This is a genomic window from Ornithinibacillus massiliensis (genome assembly GCF_018310345.1).
Taxonomy (GTDB): domain Bacteria; phylum Bacillota; class Bacilli; order Bacillales; family Amphibacillaceae; genus Ornithinibacillus; species Ornithinibacillus massiliensis.
In genome coordinates this window covers 104,101-128,897 of sequence record NZ_JAGXBY010000008.1, presented here as the reverse complement: position 1 = coordinate 128,897, position 24,797 = coordinate 104,101, and the positions used below count along the sequence as shown (strand labels likewise).

Sequence of the window (24,797 nt, the reverse complement as noted above, 5' to 3'; positions counted from 1 at the left end):
TACTGAAAGTAGCAGGCATCCGCCAGCTACTTTCAGAGAAAAATCGAACAACTCGAAAAGGCAAGGGAGAAATACGACTCGTTTTTCTCCCTTGCCTTATTTTTTAGGACTTATGGGACAGCCCCATCCTTGAGACCATTTACAAGTTTTGTCGATTTGCTTACGACCTTACATATGCGTTATGTTTCTCATTTACAGCTTTTATAATAGCCTGATATGATTTTTCCACTTCTTCGTCGATTAATGTTTTCTCTGGATCAAGATATAATAGGCTATATGCTACTGATTTCTTACCATCTGGTAGGTTTTCCCCTTTATATAAGTCAAATACTTGGACTTGTTTAACAAGCGGCGCTCCTACTTGCTCAATGGTCGTTTTTACATCACCAGCATTCACTGCATCATCCAAGATAAATGCAATATCACGTGTTACAGATGGATATCTTGGAATTTGTGTATAGCGTGGTACATGGTTGTGAGCATCAAGTACTGCTTCCAAATTAATATCAAATACATAGGTTTCTTTTAAATCAAGCTCTTTTTCAAGCGCTGGGTGTAATTGACCCATGAATCCTATTTCTTTCCCATCTAATAAGATAACTGCCGTACGCCCTGGATGCATATCCTCAAGTTGTGCTTGTGCTACAGTTAACGATAATTCTAGATGTTCAAATAATCCCTCTACGATTCCTTTAACCACATAGAAGTCAACCTGCTTACTTTCTTGCTGCCATAGATGTTCTAACCATTTCCCAGTCAATACTCCGGACAGACGTAATGGCTCTTCTGGTTGCTTAGTTAGTTCTTTTTCATTCGTAAGGAAAATGGAACCAATTTCATAGTAAGCAAGATTGGATTGATTTCTAGCTAGGTTATAGCTAATTGTCTTTAAAAGCTCCGGTAATAGGCTAAGTCGTAGGTACTTATGCTCTTCACTCATTGGCATTGCTAAGCTGATTGGTTCTGGATTTAAAGCCTTCACTTCAGGACTAACTAGCTTTTGAATAAAGTTCTCACTTGTTAAGGAGTAGGTTCTAGTTTCCATTAACCCTACACCTTCTAAATAATGTTTAACGGCGCGTCTAAGCTGTTGTCGCTTCGATAGTCCACCTGCTGTCGCTGCTCCGGTTGGCAACGTATATGGTAAATTATCATACCCGTAAATTCTTGCCACTTCCTCAAGCATATCTTCAAAGATGGTAATATCACCACGACGTGTTGGTACAAATACGCTAAATTCATCCCCTTGACGCTCATAGTTAAATTGTAATCGCTCTAGAATCTTAGCAATATCATCAGAAGAAATTTCAGTACCTAAGCGACTGTTAATCATTTCCGTGTGAACCTGAACCGTTTTCTCTGAGCGATCAAGCTTATCGAATTCCACAACCCCATCAAGCACTTTGCCACCAGCATAAAGCTCTAATAAATGAGCAGCACGTAATCCAGCTTGTTTTACTCTGTTTGGATCAATACCTTTTTCATAACGAGTACTAGCTTCACTACGAAGTCCAGTAGTTTTTACTGTCTTACGAATGGAAACAGAATCAAAATACGCTGCTTCTAGAAGAATGTTCGTTGTCTCACTTGTTACTTCTGAATTAGCTCCTCCCATAACACCAGCTAACGCTACAGGTTCGTTACCATTGGTGATTACTAAGTCCTCTGTTGTTAACGTGCGTTCTACATCATCAAGGGTTACAATTTTCTCACCATCTATTGCAGTACGAACAACGATTTCCTTGGATCCGAGTCGATCATAATCAAACGCATGTAATGGTTGACCATACTCTAACAATACATAGTTGGTAATGTCCACAACATTATTAATTGGTCGTATACCTGCCGCTAACAAGTAATTTTGCATCCAAAGTGGAGAGGATTTAATTTCCACATCCTTAATAACGAGGGCACCGTAGTATGGATTTAATCCCTCATCTTCAACTTTTACAGAAATAGAATCAGCAGCTTTTTCACTAGACATAGTCACACCATCTTGGGGAAGGTTGACTGATTTATCAAGTAAAGCACCCACTTCATATGCAACCCCTAGCATACTTAAACAGTCTGCACGATTAGGTGTTAAATCAAATTCTAATATCGCATCGTCTAAATTCAATAATGAATCAACACGTTCACCAATAGGGGTATCTTCTGGGAAGACAAAAATACCATCTGCAAATTCCTTAGGTATGTGTTTTTCGTCCAAGCCTAACTCTTGCAGGGAGCAAATCATACCATTGGACTCTATACCGCGTAGTTTAGCCTTTTTTATTTTGAAATTGCCAGGTAATACTGCGCCGGGTTTCGCAACAGCTACCTTTTGTCCTTGACGTACATTTGGGGCACCACAAATTATTTGTAATATTTCGTCCCCTACATCGACCTGACATAAATTTAATTTGTCTGCATTTGGATGTTTTTCACAACTTGTTACATGTCCAACTACGACATGATTACTTTTTTCTGCTATATACTCTATATGATCTACCTCAATCCCAGATTTTGTTACTTTTTCAGCAAGCTCTTCTGGGCTAATACCATCCATATCTACATAATTTTTTAACCAATTTAATGAAACTAACATCGTTTACCCTCCTTATGCCTGGTGGAATTGTTTTAGGAATCGGCTATCATTTAAATAAAACTGACGAATATCATTAACACCATATTTCAGCATGGCAATTCGTTCTGGTCCCATTCCAAACGCAAATCCTGAATATACGTTTGGATCGTATCCAGCCATTTCTAAGACATTCGGATGTACCATCCCAGCACCTAAAATCTCAATCCAACCTGTCCCTTTACATACGGAACAACCTTTTCCATCACATACTTTACATGAAATATCCATTTCTACAGAAGGCTCTGTGAATGGGAAGAAGCTCGGGCGTAAGCGAATTTTACGATCTTCACCAAACATCTTCTTCGCAAAAACATTTAAAACCCCTTTTAAATCACTCATTTTAACATCTTTGTCAACATATAATCCTTCAATTTGTGTAAATTGATGCGAGTGTGTCGCGTCATCTGTATCACGACGGTATACTCTACCTGGACAAATCATTTTAAATCCTTTTTCACCCTTATACTCCTGCATCGTACGAGCTTGAACTGGTGACGTATGGGTTCTTAATAACAATTCATTTGTAATATAGAAGGAATCCTGCATATCTCTAGCCGGATGATCCTTTGGTAGGTTTAGCGCTTCAAAGTTAAAGTAATCTGTTTCCACCTCAGGGCCTTCACGTACTTCATAACCCATACCAATAAATAGGTCTTCTATTTCTTCAATGACTTTTGTTAATAAATGTGGTCCACCAACCTTAACTGGACGACCTGGTAATGTAACATCAATTGATTCTGATTGAAGTTTTTCTTCTAATGCAGCATTTTCAAGAACCGTATTCTTTGTTTCGATTGCATTCGTGATTGCTTCCCGTACTTGGTTGGCAATTTCTCCTACTACTGGTCTCTCTTCTGGTGAAAGCTTACCCATTCCTCGGAGTACTTGTGTTAACGAGCCTTTTTTTCCTAAGAATGATACTTTGATTGCTTGAAGTTCCTTTAAGTCAGATGCTTCCTCTACTTTTGCCAATGCTTCTTCTTGTATGGCTTTTAATTCCTCTTGCATGGTTTTTACCCTCCTAAATTTAGGTTTATCTGCCGTATCCGCAGTCCATAACATTCTTTTTCTTTCTTTGAGTTAAAAACTATAGCTAATAAAAAAAGCCTTCTATCCCTCTAAGAAGGGACGAGGCTTGAATTCGCGGTACCACCCTTGTTGACACAATTTCTGTGCCCAACTCGATGAATCATAACGGATTTTATTCCGGAACACCTTTACTAATATCATTAGGTCCAAGTGTCAGCTCCAGAGTGAAAGATTAACGAGTTCATAGTAGAAACGTTCACAGTCAAGACGTTTCTTCCCTGAAAACTATGGTATAACTGTTAACCGCTCTTTCTTAGCTTTTAACTATTTACATTTAGATAAAATTATAGTCATAATACGTACTATTTGCAAGAGTTATCCTTTAATATGATACATGAGAATTCCTGCTGCAATACTAACATTCAGTGATTCTGCTTTACCATAAATAGGAATTTTCACTACTTCATCCGCTAGATCAAGTACGTTCTGATGAATACCTGAACCTTCATTTCCTACTATTAATGCAACCTTTGGAGTAGTCTTTACAGTATGAAAATCTTTGGAATTAGTGAGTGCACTTGCCCAGACTTTAAAGCCCGATGCTTTCAAATCATGGATCCGAGAATTCAGATTGTCTTGAAAAACTGGTAAATGAAAAATAGAACCTTGAGTCGAACGGATTACTTTATCATTGTACATATCCACCGTTCCTTCTCCTAAAATAACGGCACTAAATCCTGCAGCGTCGGCTGTACGAATAATCGTGCCTAAATTCCCTGGGTCTTGAATACGGTCGAGTAATAAAACATAATCCCCTGCTACCACTGTATCGTTATTCATTTGAACAACTGCCGCAATTCCTTGTGGTGTTTTCGTTTGGGTAAGATGCTGAAATACATATTCAGAAACAGCTATAATCGGATAGTCATTAGCCCAACTCGGTAATTCCACTCCGTCTTGCAGAATGATTTCCTTTATGTTCCAATTACTATGAACCGCCTCTTCTATTAAATGAAACCCTTCGATGAAGAATGTTCCCGTTCTCTCCCGTTCTTTTTTCGTATGTAATTTTTTTAAAGCCTTTACTTTATCGTTTTTAACAGATGTTAACAAATTCATTCTCCTAATCATATTCTTTTTACTATCATACATATTTAATCCTAAACTGGTCAAACTATCCATAGTTTAATACAAATAAGGGGTGATTTTTTGGATTTAAATCTGCGTCATGCAATACTGTCCAATATCTCTGACAATAATCAAAGTCAGTTAGAAGCAACTATTGTCGATGCTATTCAATCTGGAGAAGAAAAAATGCTACCTGGGCTAGGTGTTCTGTTTGAGCTTATTTGGCAGCAATCCAATGAACAGGAAAAGCAAGAAATGATTGAAGCATTAGAACAAGGTGTCAAAAGCGCTTCAGCAGGTAGTTAATAAAGCGTAAGAAGGTATCACTACGATGCCTTCTTTTATTTTTTTCTAAATTAAGTCATTATACCCATACTTGTCTCATATAGATGAAGTAACGATAAATTCGAAATGGAAAGCTCTAGCATTTGTAATACAAAGGACCTATTAACGTCTAAAACAACAATTTGATTTATAGGTAATTCGATTCATTTTTTATAATAAATACGGTTTTGAAAATAAATTGACTCTTTTGATTCTCGATGTTATACAATGTATGTGTTGTATTTTATTTACTTTTTAGGTTTGATTTTGAAAGGGGAATATGGATGGTAGAAAACTATCAAGATGGAAAACAGAATAAAAAGGGCTTTAACAAATTATTATCAATTATTATTGCAGCTGCAGTATTATTAATTGGAGGAAGTGTAGCTGCATTTGTTTTAATTGATAAATCACCAAAAGCCAATTATTTTCTGTATGAAAAGAAAACTGTAGATTTTCTGGGAAAACAGGTAGAGGACAGATATGGATCAGAACTGGAGTGGTCTGAAAAAGGATTAGAAAATCCTATTGAAGATATTTATGAGGTTTCCGCACAACTTAATATGCAATTATCAGATAGTCCAGGATATATAACACCTGAACAAATACTAAATAACACAACTATTACTATAACAAATCAATTAGATCGTAAAGAAAAGATTGGCAAGGCTTCATTAAAGGGAAGCTTTGGTAATTTCTCTATTGAAGACATTAACTTCTTTATAACATCTGAAAAAGTGATGCTAGGGCTTCCATTTATGAATGAGATACTGCAATTAAAAGGCGATGATTTTGGTAAGCTCCTCAATCAAGCAGACCCTATGACATTCACTGGAGAAGAATCAATTGATTTTGATATGTTCTTTAATCAAAACGTTCTGGCTGAAGAAGACATGAAATATATAGAAGACAATTATATTAATGGACTTTATGAAGCGCTCCCGGATGAAGCATTTACATCCAATAATGAAAAGGTAAAAATAGGTGATGATAACGTTGATACGGAAAAAATCACCTTCCAGCTATCTGAAAAACAGGTAAAGGACATTTTAAAAGATACGTTTACCAAAATGGCTGATGATGATCGCATGAAAGAAATCATACAGGAATATATTCTAGCCCAAGGAACCAGTCCAATTAGACTTGGTGAAAGTATTGATGTATTAATTCCAAACTTTGATGAAGAATACGAAAATATTTTGCAAGAAGCTATTACTGGTCTGGATAGCTTTATGATTCCAGATGGTTTCACCTCCACGATTTGGGTTAATAAGGATATTATCGTAAAACGTGACTTTTCTATTGAATTAGGTCCAACAGAAGAGGAACTAGTTACGTTTTATCTAAATGGCACACTGAACCAAAACGATACAGATGTATCATTAGCATATGAGTTAGGTTTTGTAGATGAGCTAGGAATTGATTATAAGATTAACTTAGATGGTGAATTGTCAAATAATAAGGGCGAAATCAACGATAGCTTAACATTAACTAGCGATACACTAAAAATAATCTATGAATCTAAAGAAACAGTAGATAAGAGTAAAAAAGATTTTAACCGAACATTTACACTATCAGATGATACTGGTTATGCAATGGATCTAATTTGGTCTGGTGATGCAGCATATGATGGAGATCAAATGAAATCCAATCATGAATTCACCGTTGCTGGTGATGGAATACCATCAAACGCAATCGTATTAACGGTCAATAAAGAATCTAAAGTAACAGATAATGTCTCATTACCTACTGAAGAAGAGGTAAAAGATATCGGCAGCTTATCTCTAGAAGAGCTAATGACATACTTTGAAACAGAGGTCACACCACAATTTGAAGAATGGTTAATGAGCGTTATTGGATTTGGGTTTTAAGTAGAAATGAAGCAACGACCATGGAATAGAAAGAACCATTGGGCGACAAGTATTAGAAGTAGGTGAACATAATGCAATTCCTTAAGCTTGTATCGTTATTCACCAAAAATAATCTAATGCAACTTAGGAGGAAGTGGCGATCACTTCCTCTTCTTTTGCTTTTTCCAATCTTTCTAATTGGATTAGTTGCATTTATTTTGGTTGCTTATATAACGAATGTACAGGAAGAACCAATACAAATTGGTTTAGTTGATCTTGACCAATCTACTGAGACCGCCATGGTCATTAGATTGTTAGAGGAGTCCTCCCAATTAGGGGATTATTTACATATGAAACGTTTTTCTGAGCAAGAGGCGAAAGAGAAAATAGAACTAGACGAATTAGTAGCCTATATCCTATTTCCAGAAGAATTTACCAATAAGTTATATAGTGGAGAGTCCATCATTGTAACGGTTGTTGGTAACCCAAATAGAGAAATGGAAAGCTATCTTATAAAAGAATTAGTTGATAGTGCAGCTAGGCATATTAGCTCCTCCCAAGCGAATATTCTAACTATCAATTATTTTGCCAAGCAATTAGACATCGATACGGAAACAAGAAACATGATAGTACTCGAACAATTTAACGAATTTTTACTATATGCCATTAGTAAGGATAATGTCTTAGACCAACAAATCGTGTCCAATAATGCCACCTCGACTCCACAGGAATATTTCGGCCTGGCTGCGGGGTTCTTTGTTTTCACTATATGGATTTTCACTATTTATCAGCTACTGTATAGAGAACAGTCCAAGGAAATTCAAACGAGAATGATGCTTTATGGGGTTACGGAGCTTCAGCAAATCATCGCTAGAATCATGATGACATGTCTGATCAGCATTATATTAGGTACGTTATTATTTTTTGGATTTATACATGTACTAGATTTATCTATTCACCATGATAATTATGCTAGATTGATAGCTCTACTGGGCTTACATACGATTAACTTTCTATTTGTGCTAGCATTGATAGAAACGACAGTCCATTCTAAAAAGCTCCAGCTGCTTGTACAAATTATTGTTACTGGAATCTTATTACTTGCAAGTGGTTCTATCATTCCAGCTATTTATTTACCGCTTTATATGCAGGAATATATTCCTTATCTGTTTTCCTACCAGGCATTTCACTGGTTAGAGGAAATTATCTTGAACAGGCGAGTTTATGCGGATTACATACCGCTTCTCCTCACAGCTGGAATTTCAGCATTTTTGACAATCGGGTTAGCTTTACTGAAGGAGCGGGTTAAGTCATGAAGGATATTTTGTTTACGAGACTTCTATTATGGAAAAAGAAAGTAATCAGTATGCTCTTCTGGTTTCTACTACCAATACTTGGAACCTATCTTTTCATCACGATTGCAAATACCATTCAAGAGGATTCCAATGTTCCAATTGGAATTGTCATGGAGGATGATTCCGATTTAGGGCATCACTTACTAGAATCCATAACAGAATCCGAGCTTGTTCAAGTGTATGAAACGACGGAAAAGGAAGCATTATACCAATTGGAAAAACATGAGCTTGATAGTGTTTTTATTATCCATGAAGGATTTGAGCAGGCTGTTAACAGTGGTATGCGAAATAAGATTCTCTCGAGCTATCGAACAGAATTATCTATTGCATACTCCCCTATTAAAGAAATGATCGTTTCACTCGTACAGGAGCAGACAGGTCGTGCTAAGGCAGCGAATTTTATCCTCGAGATGAATGAACAGTATAACGTGACAGAACCTTGGACTTTAGAGGAAATTCAGCAAAAGACTATACAAGTACAAATGGATGAAAATCTACTGAATACAGCGTTTACCTATTACGGAACAACAAATAGCAATGTTGAACCTACATTAATCTCATGGAACACATGGACTATTTGGGCAATCTTTAGTTTATTAAGTTCATTATTCCTATTTGACTGGGTAATTAAAGAAAAGTCATTAGCTGTTTCAGCTCGCTATACATTTATTCACCTGTCAAAATGGAGCTACTACTTCAAGCTGATAATCTTATATTTCCTTATATTTTTGTTATTTGATTTCATGGCCTTAGCTGTGTTTACAGTATTATTAGATGAAGCGATTTCCCTTCATTTTATATTCGTACTGATCAGCTTTAGATTTATGCTATGTATGCTTTCCTTTAGTATAGCAAGCTTCTTCAGGAAGACTGCAAGATATTACGGTATATCACTCCTGATGGTTATCGTTCTAGCTATTTTAACAGGCGCAATCATTCCGGTTCATCAATTTATTCCGGAATTACCTTTCGCTGCTGTTCTTAATCCACTCCACGCTTTCATTAGTGGCAATCCAACCATTCTGTGGAGTAGTTTTAGTTTAATACTAGTTTTCATATCTCTTTTTCGAAAGGATGTTAGCAATGCTTAATATACAATCCTTAACAAAACGCTATAACAGGAAACAAATACTTAACAACCTTTCCTTCTCCGTATTGCCCGGTGAAGTTATCGGACTTGTCGGGGAAAATGGAGCTGGTAAATCGACTTTATTACGGTTGTTAGCTACAATCGATAAGCCAAATAAGGGGAGTATTACCCTTTTTGATTACTCTTATAAAAAGCATCGTAAAGAAATACGTAAGCAGATTGGCTATGTTCCACAGGATATAGCTATTTGGGATGAGCTTACCGTTAAAGAAAACATGTTATTTTTCGAAAAGCTCGCTTATACAAATAAAACAAGTGAACAATTAAGACAGTTATGCTTGGAAATGAATTTGGATAAGTGGGATGTACCGGTTAAAACACTATCTGGTGGGATGAAACGAAAGCTGAACATTGCTATCAGCTTAATCCATGATCCAACTATTTTACTATTAGATGAACCAACTGTTGGCATTGATTTAAAGTCTAAAATAGAAATTGGCTCCTATTTGCTTAAACAGGCAAAAGAACATAATCGAATCATCCTTTATACTTCACATGATATGGATGAAATAAAACATCTTTGTGATCGGGTAATTTGTATAGGAAATGATTTATTCTATAAGGAAATTCTCAAAAATTCTGGTAAAGAAGTAATTTCATTCTAGTATTTTATGGAACATTTATAGTAAAATAGTAGGTGAAATAGAGGTGCGATAAAATGGATATAAGACAACTACAGCTGATTATGCAATATCAGGCAATGTCAATCTTAAGTTCTAATACGAATAGTCTATCAAGCTTTTCACCAGTAGTAGATGTGGCATTTAAACAAATACTAGATGATAAATTAGAAGAATCCACTATACTTGATAAGCAAACTAGCTTACCACTAACAATGTCTCCATTCCTATATAATACGAATGCCGTAGATGCTAGTGAAGGACAACCAATTCCTAATGGTTATAGCGCCTTGGTCGCTGAAGCTTCCAATAAGTATGGGATTGATGAGCGTTTAATTCATGCTGTCATTAAGACTGAATCAAACTATAATCAATTTGCTAAAAGTAGTGCGGGCGCGCAAGGATTAATGCAGTTAATGCCTTCCACAGCAAGAGGTCTAGGTGTGGTCAATCCATATGATGCAAAACAAAATATTGAGGGTGGAACGAAGTATTTACGCGAAATGTTAAATCGCTATAACGGAAATGTGGAGCTAGCTTTAGCAGCATATAATGCTGGTCCTGGAAACGTCGATAAATATCAGGGAATCCCTCCATTTGAAGAAACACAGAATTATGTAAGAAAGGTAATGAACCAATATTTAGCATAAATCACAGAGGATCTTAGGTGTGATAGCCTGGATCCTCTTTCTTTTTCTTCATATGATATGTCTTCATTTCTACCTATAATATTACCTGTGTTCTATGAGATAAGAGTTAAGTAGGGTTCCCGATTTTTCAAGAAACTCTCGTACCTCAAAACGGATTCTCCCCCTTTACAAAAGGTACAAATACCACATAAATAGTTCCAATACATAGAACCCAGAAAATGCCAGAGTTAATCCGTTGTTTATAAAAGTTATTTTCCTTCACAAGGGATAGACCTAATAGTAAAGAATACCAAACAATAATAGATAAGATACACCAAACCAATTTACCCAAACATTACCAAGAAGCATGATACCATATTGCTCAAACATAGGTGTTAAAATAGAGTTCGTCACCCATAACCCTATAGCAAGAATTATCACACATTCTATGAATCTAATGAACACTTTTAACCATCCATTCAATTGGATCCCCTCATTTATAATATGGTCTTACCATACTATATGCCTTGAACAAAGAGGTATGTCCCAATAGAACAGATGGTGCTGCCTGTTAAATAGAATCAAATACTAGGGTTATATGCTACTTGTGCCAATTGTTTTACCCCATTCTTATCAAATTCTTTATATTTTTTCATTCCGATCTTCTCCGCTACTTTCTGAGATGGAATATTTTCAATGGTAGTATAGGAGTATATAGCAGGAAAATTTAATGTGGTAAAGGCATACTCCATACATGCTCGCGCTGCTTCTGTTGCATACCCTTCATTCCAAAAGTCCTTAATAATATGGAAACCAATTTCAGGTAATCGTTCTTCATCAATATTTTGCATGGTAATACCACAATCCCCAATAAATTGATCTCCTTCTTTTAGAACCACTGCCCATAAACCATGCTTATACTTCTCATAATTTTCAATATTCCATCGGATCCAGCTTTCAACCTGTTTTCGATTAAATGGCTCAGGATAATATTGCATGGATTCTGGGTCAGAAAGCACCAATTCTAGTGATTCGAGATCATCGAACACTAATTCCCTTAAATATAGTCTCTCGGTTTCAACAACAATCATTTCAATCCCCCTCCTTATTGATATCTTTTGTAGGTATACTTAAAATAGTCCAATCTTTATCTTTGATTTGCTTCCCAATATATAGAATCTGTCCTACATGATAACTAATATGGGCTATTTCAGTTTGAATGGCCTGTAATACACTTAGTGGCTTCTCTCTTAAGGTGACTGTTTTATCTAAATCTTCTTCTGTTAAATTTTCAATTGTATGAAATAGTAACTTCCAGCCATCCTCCCATATTTTCATGAGATGTGCTTTAGATACATATGTATCAATAAATTCCGAGTCTCTATCTCGATACTCTTTTACTCCATCTGTCGTCAGAAAATCAACCCATCTGGAATGCATATTCCCACTTAAATGCTTGATTATTATCGCAATACTGTTAGATTGACCATTTGGTTTCCAATGGAAATCATCCTCCGATAATTGCTGAAATCCCATTTCTGCTCGTTCTTTAAAATGCTGAAATTGCGCTAGGATAACGTTAAGATAATCTGCTTTAAACTGACTCATGCAAGTCCTCCTAATAACACTACTTTAGGTAGCTTGGGGTAACAAATAAATACATGCCGTGTTTTATTTAGTTTACTTCGTTAATAATAGAAAAAAATTATCTTCTTGCACGGTATTTGTGGCAACAACATTTTTTTGCACTTTATAACAAGAACAACATCGATGAACAATTTGATAACCTTTTTTAGTATGATAAGTTAATTCAATTGGTTCCATTAAACCATGGCATAAACTACTTCTATCACCAGGATTTTCATCAAGATGTTTGGAATATAAGCAATATGGACAGTGATTTCGGAAACTACCATTTGTAAGTGGTAGTACCGACGCACCACAACGTTCACATTGGAATCCTGTATTTTCACTCTTTTTACTCAAGAACTTTACCTCCTAGATTTTAATCAAATCTATGGAGGCAGGGTTCCGTTTCCTTTCCTTACATTCATAAGTCTCAGGCTTTATTAAACTAGTGACCCATTCACCGCCTTCCTTTAGAGATAGCGATTACTTCTGATTCCAGCTTCCATACAGCCTATTTCATCTGTATATCCGAACCATAACTGGCTTTAGTTTCCTTTGTACCAGTCACTGTAAGACAGATGTTACTCCACCTTCCACCAGTAGGTGTATGATTAATATCACTGACGTTGGCATTCGTCCCCTAGTCCCTGAGTAATTTGACGGTTAAAGTTACTACGTTAACCATCTCCTTCGAATTATCACGTTGTATCTATTTGTTACCCATAGTATAGTGTATCATGTTATATTCTTAGAACATGGAAAAATTGTATTTTATTTAGATAAGTTAAATGATTCTTTCCATACTTGCATGGCAAAATGAAGCTTAAAGTTGATAGTAAGTAAAGAAATTATACGTATCTCACTTAGCCCATATATGCCAGTTTAGAGTCATGATTAACATTCAATAAATTCATTCTTTCCCCATGTCCACAAAAGAATTGGTCTTTGTACATAGTAATTCTAGGTATTATGTTATAGCAGTTTTGTTTAAGAATATCGTATACCATTACTTCTTGATAAGCACCTGGTTTAAATTGATCTCTATATTTTATTTACCATCTACTATTATCATTAAAGTTATAATTATATTCGTTTTATTTTATGGAGACTCCTAGTATACTAATGCTTTCCCTTTACTAACTTTAATGTTGCTACTATAAGAAAACTTACAATCACTAACAATAACCATGAACTCACCTTTCCAAGATGAACGAGACTCCACGCATCCACCTGGTTTGGATATTCCCAAGCACCAAAAAATGTAGCAATATTTTCTGCGACCCAAATGAAAAATCCAATTAGTACAAATGATAAGGCAATCGGCATTCGATATTGTGTTCCATTCACTTCGTATGTAACCCAAGACCGCCAAAATACTACTATTACAAGAACGGATATGATCCAGCGTACATCCATCCAAAAATGATGAGTAAAGAAATTCAAATAGATTCCGACTGCAAGTGGAACAACAGCTATAAATGGGGGCCACTGAACAAGTACTATCTTTAATCTGCGCCACGCCTGACAAAGATAACTCGCTACGCTTGCATACATAAATCCGCTAAATAAAGGAACGCCAAATAGTTTAAATAACCCTTCCTCCGGATAAGACCAAGAACCCATTTGAACCTTGAAAATCTCCAAAATAAGTCCAATCAAGTGGAATAACGTGATTACTTTCAGTTCATCTTTTGTTTCAAGACCAAACCATATCATCAAGCCTTGCATGAGAAGACAAATTATGAATAGCCAGTCATACCTTGCCATTAATGGTAGATCAATCATTTGTGTAATTGCTAACGAAGCAAATATTACCACTGGAAATAAACAAGATAAAGCTTGCGCCCAGCCAAAATGAACGAGTTGTTTGGTTGCTCTAACCATTCTTCCATTTATCATTTTCTTCAGCTCAATCGATATACTCAAATTAAAACCTCTCCTCCATTCTTGAATAGGGTCTAGGTTTGAAACTTAGGTTTTTATGAATCTTTTCCCGATATCAAACCTCTCCTTATGTTCATATTAGAATATTATTTATCGTATTACAATAAAAACATATTGTTTATCACTAATCCTTTTTTATGGCTTTAGCACAAAAAAAGCATTCTCCTTAATGGAAAATGCTTCATTACCGAATTTCTACTTTTACAGCTTAACGAAAAAACACCGCATAGATTATAAATCCTATACACAAGACTAGTAATAGAATACCAATACCTTTCCAGCCAAGGCCACTTATTAGATCAACAAGATTTCCATTTGAACCTCTAGTTAAGGAGTCATTTAGATTAGCAGTAGAGCTTGTCTTCATTTCCTCTTGTCTGATTCGCTCATTTCTTTCTTCAAGTGTTTCTTTGCCTTGAATCATAGAACCCCTCCATAGCAAGCTACCTTGTTATTTTCGTATCGTTTTCTCGGGTTGGAATTTCAAGAAAAGTGGAAAAACAGTAGCTACTATCATATACATGCAGATAGTAATAAAAATAAATAATGCATAAAAAAGAAAGGATTTATCCGTTAATTGTTCCGTAAATTTATAACAAATCATAACTAACGGAATAATAATTAACATCCTTAGTAGCTTGGAATTTTCTTTTATATGATGTTTTGTTCCACATTCCCTACAAGTGATGGTTCCATTTTTATCCCCTAACATCCAATTAGAGTTGTAGATTTCACTCCATTTAAATCTCGTATGGCATTTCTCACATGATTGCAAAATACATTTCTCCCTCTAACTCAACTTTCTTATCGTCTACCTCTATTATACATCATTACTAATTCAACTCGGAAATAGGTAATACAAATAATCGCATAGTAGAACAGTTTCTACTATGCGACTACTTAGTTAAGCTAGGAAAATTTCCTTAACTGTTTCACGATCAAGTTTTTTAATTACCGCAACTATTAGCTTAACCGCATTCTCAAAATCATCACGGTGTAGAATAGCTGCATGAGAATGAATGTAACGAGTTGCGATTGTGATGGACAAGGATGGTACACCATTAGCCGTTAAGTGAATTGAACCAGAATCCGTTCCACCACCAGCAATAGAAGCATACTGGAACGGTATATTATTCTCTTCCGCAGTCTGTACAACTAAGTCCCGAACACCTTTATGAGAAATCATGGATGCATCATACAGTACAAGCTGTGGTCCATCTCCGATTTTACTATCTGCATCCTGTTCTTTAATACCAGGAGTATCCCCCGCTATGCCAACATCAACACCGAAACCAATGTCTGGTTGAATAGCATGTGCAGCCGTTTTCGCACCACGTAAACCAACCTCTTCTTGTACAGTACCTACTCCATAAACAACATTAGGATGGTCTTCATCTTGTAATTGCTTTAATACTTCAATAGCAATCGCACAACCAATTCGGTTATCCCACGCTTTTGCTAATAATAGCTTTTCATTTTTCATTGGTGTGAATTCAAAATAAGGAACTACTGAATCACCAGGTTTCACGCCAAACTCTGCTGCCTCTGCCTTACTAGTTGCACCAATATCAATGAACATATCTTTAATTTCAACAGGCTTCTTCCGCTCTGCTGCAGAGAGAATATGTGGAGGTTTGGAACCAATTACACCGGTCACATCGCCTTTTGAGGTTACAATCGTAACACGTTGAGACAACATAACCTGACTCCACCAACCGCCAATTGTTTGAAAATATACAAATCCTTTATCATCGATTCTAGTGACCATAAAGCCAATTTCATCTAAGTGACCAGCAACCATAATCTTTGGCCCTTTTTCATCTCCGATCTTTTTGGCAATTAAGCTACCAATATTATCGGTGAAAACCTCATCTGCATAAGGGGTAATGTATTTTTCCATAACATCCCTTGCTTCTTTTTCATTACCAGAGATCCCTTTAGCTTCTGTTAAATCTTTTAGCATAGATAATGTTTCATCTAAATTAGCCATATGTATACCTCCAATATTATTTACTTTTTAGTATAACGTGAAATGTAAAATTTGGATATTAATAGCCACTATTTTGACGTTGATAATTCACTTCATTTTTCTTTATATAAGCTTGATAAACATCTTCTTCTTTAAATCCGAGTTTTCGTCCTAAAACTAAATAACTTTCAAACAAACGAGTATAGTTTTCCTGATTAGGATTATTTTTAAACACAACACAATGTTCAAATACTTTATTAAACAATTCCGTTTCCGTAAGTTCCGTGCTTCCCAAGTTAACTAATGTAAACGTGTGACCCTTAACAATACCTAATGATAATATAAAATGGATTCCATCTACATATTCCTCAAGAATTACATCAAGAGAGCTTCGTGATTTATTACTCCAAAATTTAAAGCATCTCGTTTCATTAGCAAGTTCGCCTAATTCCACTAATAAAGCAAGATACTTGTCTTGAAATAAGTCTCTATCCTGTAAATTATGATTTTCTTCAATATACGAATCCAATTGTTTTTGCATATTAAATAGTATATCCCAGTTCATTTTCATTCTCCTTTTTATTTTGTAACATCTTTTTCACATAAATATTGAAACCTTGTTTACTTCCATTACGTATAGCAATATAATAACCAAACCCGAGGAGACGATGGTCATGATTGTATATCTGTTTCGCATTCTTATTATAGCGGCTGTCATATTGCTTATCTACTCCATTATACAATACTTTCGCAATCCAGATAGGCTATTAAAGAATGCAAAAGAAACAAAAGGATTTTATTTCTTAGATGAGCAGCACAATAGTAAGAAGAATATTCGGTTTGTGTATAAGGGCTGTCAATTTGAGGGGGAAAAGTATGTAGGTGCAACGGAAGAATCCTTTGAGATTGTAGATATTCATGTAACCGTAACCAACCCACTTGAATTACAGGGCTTATCACGGGATGATATTTATTTCCTTGAAAAAGAATTACTAATCCGCTACCCACATGCAAAAATTAGCTGGAAGCATCCGATTAATAAGTTGTTAGTTTCAAAATAAAAATAGTCATAAGAGATTGGAAAGACAGCGAACGGCGCTTGACCGATTTGATTTTATATTTTTTAATTTTAAAAAGGCTAAAGGGGATTGGTGACTCCCCTTTAGCCTTTTAATGTTGTGTACTCGTTTGAAAGAAATCTTCCCATTTTATGACGATTTCTTTTCTTCTTAGTGCATAAATCAAGAGGAGCAATGCCGCTAAGGATAGGAGGATATGCAAAGGGGATAAATTAGATAACCAACCACCGATGGAAGTATATACTAATGCAAGTGGTATGTTCGTAATCATAGAAGCTTTCATATAATCTTTAAAACCAGATGTTATTTCAAGCAAGCATAACGACAATAAATGAAAGTGAATAAATGGAATAAGACGTAATAAGGAAATTTGTGAAACGGTTAATTCCGTGTGCTTACCGATTAGCCTTTTCTTCATTCGCAGTAGTCGCTCCGACATTTTGGGCATCCATTGAATAAGAATATAGAATAGCATACTAGATAAGGTAATACCGATAATCGAATATATCGTACCAGCAAAGACGCCAAACAGTATTCCACCTGAGACACAAATAAACACTACCGGTAGAAAAAACATAGGACGGATTAAATGCACGATAATAAATAAAAATGGAGCAAATAATCCACCTGTTTGTACAATAGCCATCATATATTGTCCAAATAATTCCATAAGCAGCCTCCTTCTATAAGAGATCAGAAAGACATCCTTACCTCACTAATGGTACATGTATATGACAAGAGACGAGCTATTATGACATGAAAAAATAACTAATTAGTCCAACATGAACTAAAATTAATAAAGGCATCCCGATACGAAAGGAATTATGCTTGGTTTTGTGACGGAAAGTATTCATTCCAATATAAGCTCCTATTGCTCCACCTAAAATTGCTACTCCCCAAAGGGTTCGTTCAGGAATTCGATATTCACGGTTTCTTGCCTTTTTCTTATCCATTCCCATTAATGCAAAGCCAAGAAGATTAGCAAACCCTATGTAAAATACTATTTCCATTCAGTCATTCTCCTTTCATAAGGTGAGAATTCTTTTATCCAAAATACTGCACATAACATCCCATTATATACCCATAAAAAAATGAGGTAAGAGGGGAAATCCCCCTCATCACCTCATCTTAGTTGTTTAATGCAGTTTTAGCTTTTTCAGCTAGTTGAGCGAATGCTTGCTCATCATTGATAGCAAGTTCAGACAACATTTTACGGTTGATTTCAATACCTGCTAATTTTAATCCATGCATTAATTTGTTATAAGAAAGATCGTTCATACGTGCTGCTGCATTAATACGTGCGATCCAAAGCTTACGGAATTCACGTTTTTTATTTTTACGGTCACGGTAAGCATATTGACCTGATTTCATTACTTGTTGTTTTGCAGTTTTAAATAGAGTTCTCTTAGAACCGTAGTAACCTTTAGCTAATTTAAGTACGCGTTTACGACGTGCGCGCGTAACTGTTCCACCTTTAACACGTGGCATAGTAATTCCCTCCTAATACGATACATTGTATGTCCATTTAGTTTAGTTTAATGATTGCTTTACTGTTTAAATACTCCTTATTTAGGAAGCATTGCTTTGATACGCTTGAAGTCACCAGAAGAAACTAGTGCACCTTTACGTAACTTACGTTTTTGTTTTTGAGATTTGTGTGCAAACATATGGCTTGTGTATGCATGTGATCTTTTAACTTTTCCAGAACCAGTTTTTTTGAAACGTTTAGCAGACCCTTTGTGGGTTTTCATTTTTGGCATGTTGATTTCCTCCTCGAATGCTTAAATGCTTATTATTTTTCATTGTTTGGAGCAAGCATCATGAACATATTACGGCCTTCCATTTTAGGCTTAGATTCCACTGTTGCGATATCCTTCACCGCTTCTGCAAAGCGATCTAATACCTCTTGACCTAGCTCCTTGTGAGTAATTGCGCGTCCGCGGAAACGAACAGCAGCTTTTACTTTATCACCTTTTTCTAAGAATTTACGAGCATTTTTTAATTTCGTATTAAAATCATGTTCGCCGATTCCCGGTGTAAAGCGTACCTCTTTAACGTTAATAATTTTTTGATTTTTACGAGCCTCTTTTTCTTTCTTTTGTTGCTCATAACGGAATTTCCCATAGTTCATGATTCTTGCAACGGGTGGTTTTGCATTAGGTGCCACTAAAACTAAATCTAAATTAGCTTTTTGGGCAAGTTCCAATGCTTCTTGACGTGATTTCACTCCAAGTTGATCACCGTTTGAATCAATTAATCGTACTTCTTTCGCACGAATTTTTTCATTAACGTTCATATCTTTGCTAATAGCCAGCCACCTCCAAATTATAATCGGGTCTGATCCATTACCTGACAAGCTCTAATCAAACAAAAATGTGGGCACACGAATGCACCCACATGTCTTTTAATCGTTCATAAAAGATGTAAACCAGTCAACTACTTACGCGTCGAGCAGGTGAGAAGCGGGTGCTTCTACTTGTCATCAAGATCATTTAATTTTATTCAACTTTTAAAGATTAACACGTAACTGAATAAAATGTCAACCCTTATTTCATAATCTAGTATACACTACTTATCCGAAAAATGGAAGTCTCGTACCTACAAGTTATCGAATAATCGTGAGAATACGTCAGGTGAATCATGCAATACCCAATCTACTGCACGATTCACCTGACTTCATATATGAAAATATTTTAATTCATTTGAGACAATTCTCCTGTTATTTCTTCTTACGTAGCACTTTCTTTTCAATTTCCTCTTTGATTAGTTGTTCAAAATTATCATATGAAATGGTTTCTGATTGTTGCTCTCCATATCTTCTAACATTAACTGCATCTTCTTCCACTTCTTTATCCCCAACAACAAGTGCAAATGGAATCTTCTCTGTTTGGGCTTCACGAATCTTGTAGCCAATCTTCTCGTCACGTTCATCCACTTCTACACGTACACCTTGATATTGTAATTTCTCTGCAACTTTCTTCGCATAGTCAAGATGTACTTGTGGAGATACTGGAATTACTTTTACTTGAACAGGTGCTAACCAGGTTGGGAAAGCTCCTTTATATTCTTCTAATAGGAATGCAACAAAGCGTTCCATAGTGGATACTACACCACGGTGAATAACCACTGGACGATGTTCCTTACCATCTTCTCCAATATAAGAAAGCTCAAAGCGCTCCGGTAATAATACATCAATTTGTACTGTGGATAATGTCTCATCCTTACCAAGTGCTGTTTTTACTTGTACGTCTAGCTTTGGACCATAAAATGCTGCTTCACCTTCAGCTTCCACATAATCAAGCTTCATATCTTCCATTGTTTCTTTTAGCGTGCTTTGTGTTCTTTCCCACATCTCATCATTATCAATATATTTTTCTTTATCTTCTGGATCACGATAAGAAAGACGGAAGTAATAATCTTCAATTCCAAAGTCTTTATACACATGTTGAATTAATTCAACCACTCGGATGAATTCTTCCTTCAATTGATCAGGACGTGCAAAAATATGAGCATCATTTAATGTCATAGCACGTACCCGCTGCAATCCTGCTAAAGCACCAGACATTTCATAGCGGTGCATGGTTCCAAGTTCTGCAATACGAACTGGAAGGTTACGATAGCTCCATAGTTGATTTTTGAAAATCATCATATGGTGTGGGCAGTTCATCGGACGAAGCACTAATTCTTCATTATCCATTTGCATAACAGGGAACATGTCTTCCTGGTAATGATCCCAGTGTCCACTTGTTTTATACAAGTCTACATTAGCCAGTACTGGTGTATACACGTGATTGTACCCTAAACGTTCCTCTAAATCGACGATATATCGCTCAATTTGTCGACGGATAGTTGCACCCTTTGGTAACCAAAGTGGTAGCCCTTGACCGATTTTTTGATTAACTGTAAAGATCCCTAGCTCTTTACCTAGTTTACGATGGTCACGTTCTTTACGTTCTTCTAGAATTTGTAGGTATTCTTCTACTTGAGCAGGCTTTTCAAATGCTGTTCCATATATACGTTGAAGCTGTTTATTATTACTATCCCCTCTCCAGTATGCACCGGAAATGCTAAGTAGCTTAAATGCTTTTAGCTTGCTAGTGGATGGTACGTGAATACCACGGCATAGGTCGAAAAATTCACCTTGCTTATAGATTGTTACTTGCTCATCAGCAGGAATAGCATCAATTAATTCTAGCTTTAGATCATCCCCAATATCTTCAAACATTCTCTTCGCTTCTTCACGTGAAACTTCTACACGTTCAATTGGAAGATTTTCATCGACAATACGCTTCATTTCTTTTTCAATCTTTACAAGATCTTCCGGAGTTATCTTTTCTTCCATATCGAAGTCGTAATAAAAACCTTCTTCAATGACTGGACCAACGCCAAACTTCACATCTTTATATAGACGTTTAATTGCTTGAGCCATTAAATGAGCAGTTGAATGACGAGCAATTTCAACTCCCTCTTGATTTTTATACGTAATAATTTCGATAGCTCCACCTTCATTCAATTCACGCTTTAAGTCATAAAGCTTTCCATCCAATTTGATGGCCAATGCTTGCTTTCTTAATCCAGGTGAAATAGATGCTGCAATATCTTCCCCAGTAGTTCCTTGAGGGAACGCTTTTTCTGCTCCATCAGGGAAAACGATAGTAATTTCTGACATGAATAACACTCCTTATCTTTTTTAAACTTGTAATTAGAGCGAAGCAAATATTACCATGTGCATGCTCTACATAGCCAAAACACAACCACTACAATTAAGTTGAAATCCTAGAGGAGTGGCTGGGACAAAAAATTACCTTAAAGCAAAAACCGAATGATGAGCAAGGACCCCGCCCCGGAAATATACTTGCGGTTCGTGGACGGATGGTGAGCCTCCTCAGAGCTAACGCTCCCCGGGGGTCTCAACCGTGCCCTTTCCTCCCACAGGAGTCTCCGTATATTTCCGGGTCTAATGTGTTGATTGTTCGCTTTTTATTACCTTTGTTATAGTTTTTGTCCCAACCTCTATAAAATGTAACGGGTATTCTGGCGGTGATCTCAACTAAATAGAAAATGTAAGTTGCATATAAAAAACGCCCACCCCTCTGCATACATTGCAAAGGGACGAGCGTTGGTCACGTGGTTCCACCCTAATTCCCGTATAATTAAAATATAACGAATACGGCTTCAATCTTTAACGCAGATATACGCTACTATCTACTACGTAATGGTTCGATAATAGAGTTCAAAGGTGGTAATCATTTGGCTGTATGAGGAAGCTTTCACCACAAGGCTTCCCTCTCTACACATAACAGGATCAAATGACCATGTCCTTATCCTTACAGATGAACATATTAAATATAATCCACATTATAGCGCTAGTTAATAGGATAATCAAGTCCTGTTATTGATTTTTTAAATAAAAATGAAAAGGAAATTTATGATATGGTTCAAAATCTACTCTCTCCTCAAAGACATTGATTACCGTCAATGTCTTTGGCTCAGACGGATGGTCACCATAGATTTTTATTTTCTTCGGAGCCATGGCAACTAACGGGGCTAGATTCAATTCTTCCTCATCTAAGCCTACGATATAGAGTGGCTCCCTCTGCATTAGCATTTTTAATTCCATTCTAGAAAATCTTTTGCCATCTGACTTAAAGAAGGAAAAAGTATTCCCTTGTACGATATGCACTACATTATAAATTGGTTCCTTTTTGGCAATATATTCTCTAAGCATATTGACAAATTCCTGGTGATCTTCCTCTCGCTTGTATTCGTCAATCGCAAGTCCGACAAGATGAACCATATGGTCCTTAAACACTTTTAATCTAAACTTCACAACGGAATCAAAATGTACGGTTGTTGAGCTTTTTACATCCGCTACAATTAAAGAATAGAGAAGTTGTAGTGGATCATCCTTTTGTTTCCGTACTTGTACACTTTCATCATCTTCACCCGAAAATAACCAATGTGCTAAATCCATAATTTTCTCAATTTCATCATCACTTGTATAATAATAGTATTCCTCGATGATTTCCCGAATCATATTCGATAATCGATGATCAACTAACACATCTACCATTGATTTAGCAATGGAATCAACTAGTTCATTTTCTGTAAGCTGATAGTCAATTTTTAAATGATTCCCCCAATCCTCATGTGTTTTCCAATGTAATTCAATTTTCTTGTTATAATGAAATAATTGCTCACAAAAACTGATTACTTCTTTAGTCGAAGAAAAATAAACGTCCATATAACCTCATCACCCTCATCCAAAACCAAACTGTTACATTATATGGACATACTTTTTAAAAAATGATAAATCCATCAAAACTAGTAAAATTTAGTAAATGCATAGGTTACAATATGTTTTAAATTGGGTGATCAGGCTTTTATGTCTTCTTTTCCACTATCATTCAGTACGAATATAAGTAAAAAACCGAATGAATAACATATACCGGCTCCTGAGCTAGTATCATGTATCATTCGGTTTTACAGTTCTTTTATTTCCGAGTTTCTCTATTGTTCCCTTCTATTACTTGCAAAGATCGGTACCTCTTTACTTACTTGTTTAATCCTTTCCATAATTCTGCCTGCTTTTACAGCTTCTATATCGCCACGGTTTGTTTTGGCTAGATGCTCCTCTAGTTGATCCATACTATAATTAGAGGTAAAAAAGACTGGTAATCTTTCCATCATTCGATATTGCAAAATGGTACCTAGTACTTCATCTCGGAACCATGCGGATTGAGTCTCTGCTCCAATATCATCTAGCATTAGCACATCTGCTTTTTTAAAGTAGTCTATTTTTTCATTGATGGAATCATCTTTAATAGAAGATTTAATCTCTCGGACAAATTCTGGCATATAAATGAGCATGGAAGAAATATTATATTTCTTCAATTCATTAGCGATAGCTCCTAGGAAATACGTTTTTCCTACACCAAAAGGCCCGTAAAGGTATAAGCCTTTTTGGGGTAGTCCGTTTTTCACTTGGCCGATAAATGTGATAATTTCACGAATCGCTTTACTGCGATGTGGATCATCATCAATACCATCAATCGTTGCCTCTAAAATTTCCTTTGGCATGTATAAGCTCTGAATCAAATTCTTTTGCTCTTGTTCTTTTTCATAGACAATACGGCTATGACACTTCTCATAGGATAAATGTATTTCATTATCCTCTACTCGAAGAATAGGTGAATAGCCTTTGATCATATTTTTACAACCGCCTAGAGAAGCACAATGTTCACATTGTTTAGATTGTGATTTATATTCATATAACTTGATAAGATTCTTCTCTATGTCACGTTGTGGTAATTCTGGGTATAACGATAGAAAATCCTTTATTTCCGGATCACTTAATACTTCATTTTTTATCCTATTATAATTCTCCTGGAAGTTATCATTTCTATCCATCCATTTTTTTAATGTTGATTGTACTGGTTTCATGTGTCAATCATCCTTGGTACTG

27 protein-coding genes and 2 other annotated features are annotated in these 24,797 nt (G+C 35.9%); of the genes, 7 read left to right on the top strand and 20 right to left on the bottom strand.

What is annotated here, in order from left to right; translation table 11 throughout:
- Positions 1–160 precede the first annotated feature (160 nt).
- The 3 genes from pheT to KGF86_RS18045 all read right to left on the bottom strand — a co-directional run bounded on the left by pheT (position 161) and on the right by KGF86_RS18045 (position 4,768).
- Positions 161–2,587, bottom strand: coding sequence for a phenylalanine--tRNA ligase subunit beta (pheT, locus tag KGF86_RS18055; protein ID WP_211742627.1), 2,427 nt, complete (start codon positions 2,585–2,587; stop codon positions 161–163).
- A 12-nt stretch (positions 2,588–2,599) separates the two neighbouring features.
- Entirely contained in the window at positions 2,600–3,634 is a 1,035-nt protein-coding gene (gene pheS, locus KGF86_RS18050; RefSeq protein ID WP_186870230.1) for a phenylalanine--tRNA ligase subunit alpha, read from the bottom strand.
- Positions 3,635–4,030: 396 nt separating this feature from the next.
- Positions 4,031–4,768: a TrmH family RNA methyltransferase gene (locus KGF86_RS18045; RefSeq protein ID WP_211742626.1), complete on the bottom strand. Its 738-nt coding sequence runs from the start codon at positions 4,766–4,768 to the stop codon at positions 4,031–4,033.
- 96 nt (positions 4,769–4,864) lie between these two features.
- On the opposite strand from KGF86_RS18045, the gene sspI reads away from it, so the two are divergent.
- The 6 genes from sspI (at position 4,865) to KGF86_RS18015 (ending at position 10,732) form a co-directional block, all read left to right on the top strand.
- A complete protein-coding gene (gene sspI / locus KGF86_RS18040; RefSeq protein WP_211742625.1) occupies positions 4,865–5,089 on the top strand; it encodes a small acid-soluble spore protein SspI in 225 nt (74 codons plus the stop codon).
- A 302-nt stretch (positions 5,090–5,391) separates the two neighbouring features.
- Entirely contained in the window at positions 5,392–6,978 is a 1,587-nt protein-coding gene (locus tag KGF86_RS18035) for a flagellar basal body-associated FliL family protein (protein WP_211742624.1), read from the top strand.
- Positions 6,979–7,049: 71 nt separating this feature from the next.
- Positions 7,050–8,273 (top strand): ABC transporter permease, encoded by a 1,224-nt coding sequence (locus KGF86_RS18030; protein WP_343221480.1) that lies wholly within the window; start codon positions 7,050–7,052, stop codon positions 8,271–8,273.
- Entirely contained in the window at positions 8,270–9,403 is a 1,134-nt protein-coding gene (locus tag KGF86_RS18025; RefSeq protein ID WP_211742622.1) for an ABC transporter permease, read from the top strand. Before KGF86_RS18030 ends, KGF86_RS18025 begins: the two co-directional genes overlap by 4 nt.
- On the top strand, positions 9,396–10,067 hold the full coding sequence (locus KGF86_RS18020; RefSeq protein WP_186870224.1) for an ABC transporter ATP-binding protein: 672 nt from the start codon (positions 9,396–9,398) through the stop codon (positions 10,065–10,067). Before KGF86_RS18025 ends, KGF86_RS18020 begins: the two co-directional genes overlap by 8 nt.
- Before the next feature lie 53 nt (positions 10,068–10,120).
- A complete protein-coding gene (locus KGF86_RS18015; RefSeq protein ID WP_186870223.1) occupies positions 10,121–10,732 on the top strand; it encodes a lytic transglycosylase domain-containing protein in 612 nt (203 codons plus the stop codon).
- A gap of 273 nt (positions 10,733–11,005) precedes the next feature.
- Here the strand turns inward: KGF86_RS18015 and KGF86_RS19425 are convergent, their stop codons facing one another.
- From KGF86_RS19425 to KGF86_RS17970, 9 genes are all read right to left on the bottom strand, one after another.
- Entirely contained in the window at positions 11,006–11,194 is a 189-nt protein-coding gene (locus tag KGF86_RS19425) for a hypothetical protein (RefSeq protein WP_246521703.1), read from the bottom strand.
- A gap of 98 nt (positions 11,195–11,292) precedes the next feature.
- Positions 11,293–11,802 carry a GNAT family N-acetyltransferase gene (locus KGF86_RS18005; RefSeq protein ID WP_211742621.1) on the bottom strand — a complete coding sequence of 170 codons (510 nt, stop codon included), beginning with the start codon at positions 11,800–11,802 and terminating at the stop codon, positions 11,293–11,295.
- Position 11,803: 1 nt separating this feature from the next.
- The gene (locus KGF86_RS18000) at positions 11,804–12,319 is read right to left on the bottom strand and encodes a DUF1572 family protein (protein WP_211742620.1); all 516 of its coding nucleotides are present in this window, start codon (positions 12,317–12,319) and stop codon (positions 11,804–11,806) included.
- A gap of 72 nt (positions 12,320–12,391) precedes the next feature.
- Positions 12,392–12,697, bottom strand: a complete 306-nt coding sequence (locus KGF86_RS17995) for an RNHCP domain-containing protein (RefSeq protein WP_186870220.1) — start codon at positions 12,695–12,697, stop codon at positions 12,392–12,394.
- A gap of 762 nt (positions 12,698–13,459) precedes the next feature.
- Positions 13,460–14,224: a DUF817 domain-containing protein gene (locus KGF86_RS17990; protein ID WP_186870337.1), complete on the bottom strand. Its 765-nt coding sequence runs from the start codon at positions 14,222–14,224 to the stop codon at positions 13,460–13,462.
- Positions 14,225–14,492: 268 nt separating this feature from the next.
- Entirely contained in the window at positions 14,493–14,708 is a 216-nt protein-coding gene (locus KGF86_RS17985) for a DUF6366 family protein (protein WP_211742619.1), read from the bottom strand.
- Positions 14,709–14,735: 27 nt separating this feature from the next.
- A complete protein-coding gene (locus KGF86_RS19700; protein ID WP_186870218.1) occupies positions 14,736–15,059 on the bottom strand; it encodes a TIGR04104 family putative zinc finger protein in 324 nt (107 codons plus the stop codon).
- A 129-nt stretch (positions 15,060–15,188) separates the two neighbouring features.
- Entirely contained in the window at positions 15,189–16,274 is a 1,086-nt protein-coding gene (locus KGF86_RS17975; protein ID WP_186870217.1) for a M42 family metallopeptidase, read from the bottom strand.
- A 58-nt stretch (positions 16,275–16,332) separates the two neighbouring features.
- Positions 16,333–16,818 carry a dUTP diphosphatase gene (locus KGF86_RS17970; RefSeq protein WP_186870216.1) on the bottom strand — a complete coding sequence of 162 codons (486 nt, stop codon included), beginning with the start codon at positions 16,816–16,818 and terminating at the stop codon, positions 16,333–16,335.
- Between the two features lie 109 nt (positions 16,819–16,927).
- On the opposite strand from KGF86_RS17970, the gene KGF86_RS17965 reads away from it, so the two are divergent.
- Positions 16,928–17,314, top strand: coding sequence for a sigma-w pathway protein ysdB (locus KGF86_RS17965; RefSeq protein ID WP_186870215.1), 387 nt, complete (start codon positions 16,928–16,930; stop codon positions 17,312–17,314).
- Between the two features lie 109 nt (positions 17,315–17,423).
- Here KGF86_RS17965 and KGF86_RS17960 read toward each other — a convergent pair whose 3' ends face one another.
- The 8 genes from KGF86_RS17960 to dnaI form a co-directional block, all read right to left on the bottom strand.
- Positions 17,424–18,002: a TVP38/TMEM64 family protein gene (locus KGF86_RS17960; protein WP_186870214.1), complete on the bottom strand. Its 579-nt coding sequence runs from the start codon at positions 18,000–18,002 to the stop codon at positions 17,424–17,426.
- Between the two features lie 79 nt (positions 18,003–18,081).
- The gene (locus KGF86_RS17955) at positions 18,082–18,342 is read right to left on the bottom strand and encodes a DUF1294 domain-containing protein (protein WP_186870213.1); all 261 of its coding nucleotides are present in this window, start codon (positions 18,340–18,342) and stop codon (positions 18,082–18,084) included.
- A 118-nt stretch (positions 18,343–18,460) separates the two neighbouring features.
- Positions 18,461–18,820: a 50S ribosomal protein L20 gene (rplT, locus tag KGF86_RS17950; RefSeq protein WP_186870212.1), complete on the bottom strand. Its 360-nt coding sequence runs from the start codon at positions 18,818–18,820 to the stop codon at positions 18,461–18,463.
- Positions 18,821–18,897: 77 nt separating this feature from the next.
- Positions 18,898–19,092: a 50S ribosomal protein L35 gene (gene rpmI, locus KGF86_RS17945; protein WP_186870211.1), complete on the bottom strand. Its 195-nt coding sequence runs from the start codon at positions 19,090–19,092 to the stop codon at positions 18,898–18,900.
- A gap of 32 nt (positions 19,093–19,124) precedes the next feature.
- Complete coding sequence (infC, locus tag KGF86_RS17940) at positions 19,125–19,628, bottom strand: translation initiation factor IF-3 (protein WP_186870210.1); 504 nt, start codon at positions 19,626–19,628, stop codon at positions 19,125–19,127.
- Between the two features lie 65 nt (positions 19,629–19,693).
- Positions 19,694–19,816: a sequence feature (ribosomal protein L20 leader region), on the bottom strand.
- A gap of 235 nt (positions 19,817–20,051) precedes the next feature.
- The gene (thrS, locus tag KGF86_RS17935) at positions 20,052–22,001 is read right to left on the bottom strand and encodes a threonine--tRNA ligase (RefSeq protein WP_186870209.1); all 1,950 of its coding nucleotides are present in this window, start codon (positions 21,999–22,001) and stop codon (positions 20,052–20,054) included.
- 436 nt (positions 22,002–22,437) lie between these two features.
- Positions 22,438–22,669: a binding site (T-box leader), on the bottom strand.
- Positions 22,670–22,724: 55 nt separating this feature from the next.
- Positions 22,725–23,576, bottom strand: a complete 852-nt coding sequence (gene ytxC, locus KGF86_RS17930; protein WP_186870208.1) for a putative sporulation protein YtxC — start codon at positions 23,574–23,576, stop codon at positions 22,725–22,727.
- Positions 23,577–23,842: 266 nt separating this feature from the next.
- Positions 23,843–24,775 carry a primosomal protein DnaI gene (gene dnaI, locus KGF86_RS17925; RefSeq protein ID WP_186870207.1) on the bottom strand — a complete coding sequence of 311 codons (933 nt, stop codon included), beginning with the start codon at positions 24,773–24,775 and terminating at the stop codon, positions 23,843–23,845.
- Positions 24,776–24,797 lie beyond the last annotated feature (22 nt).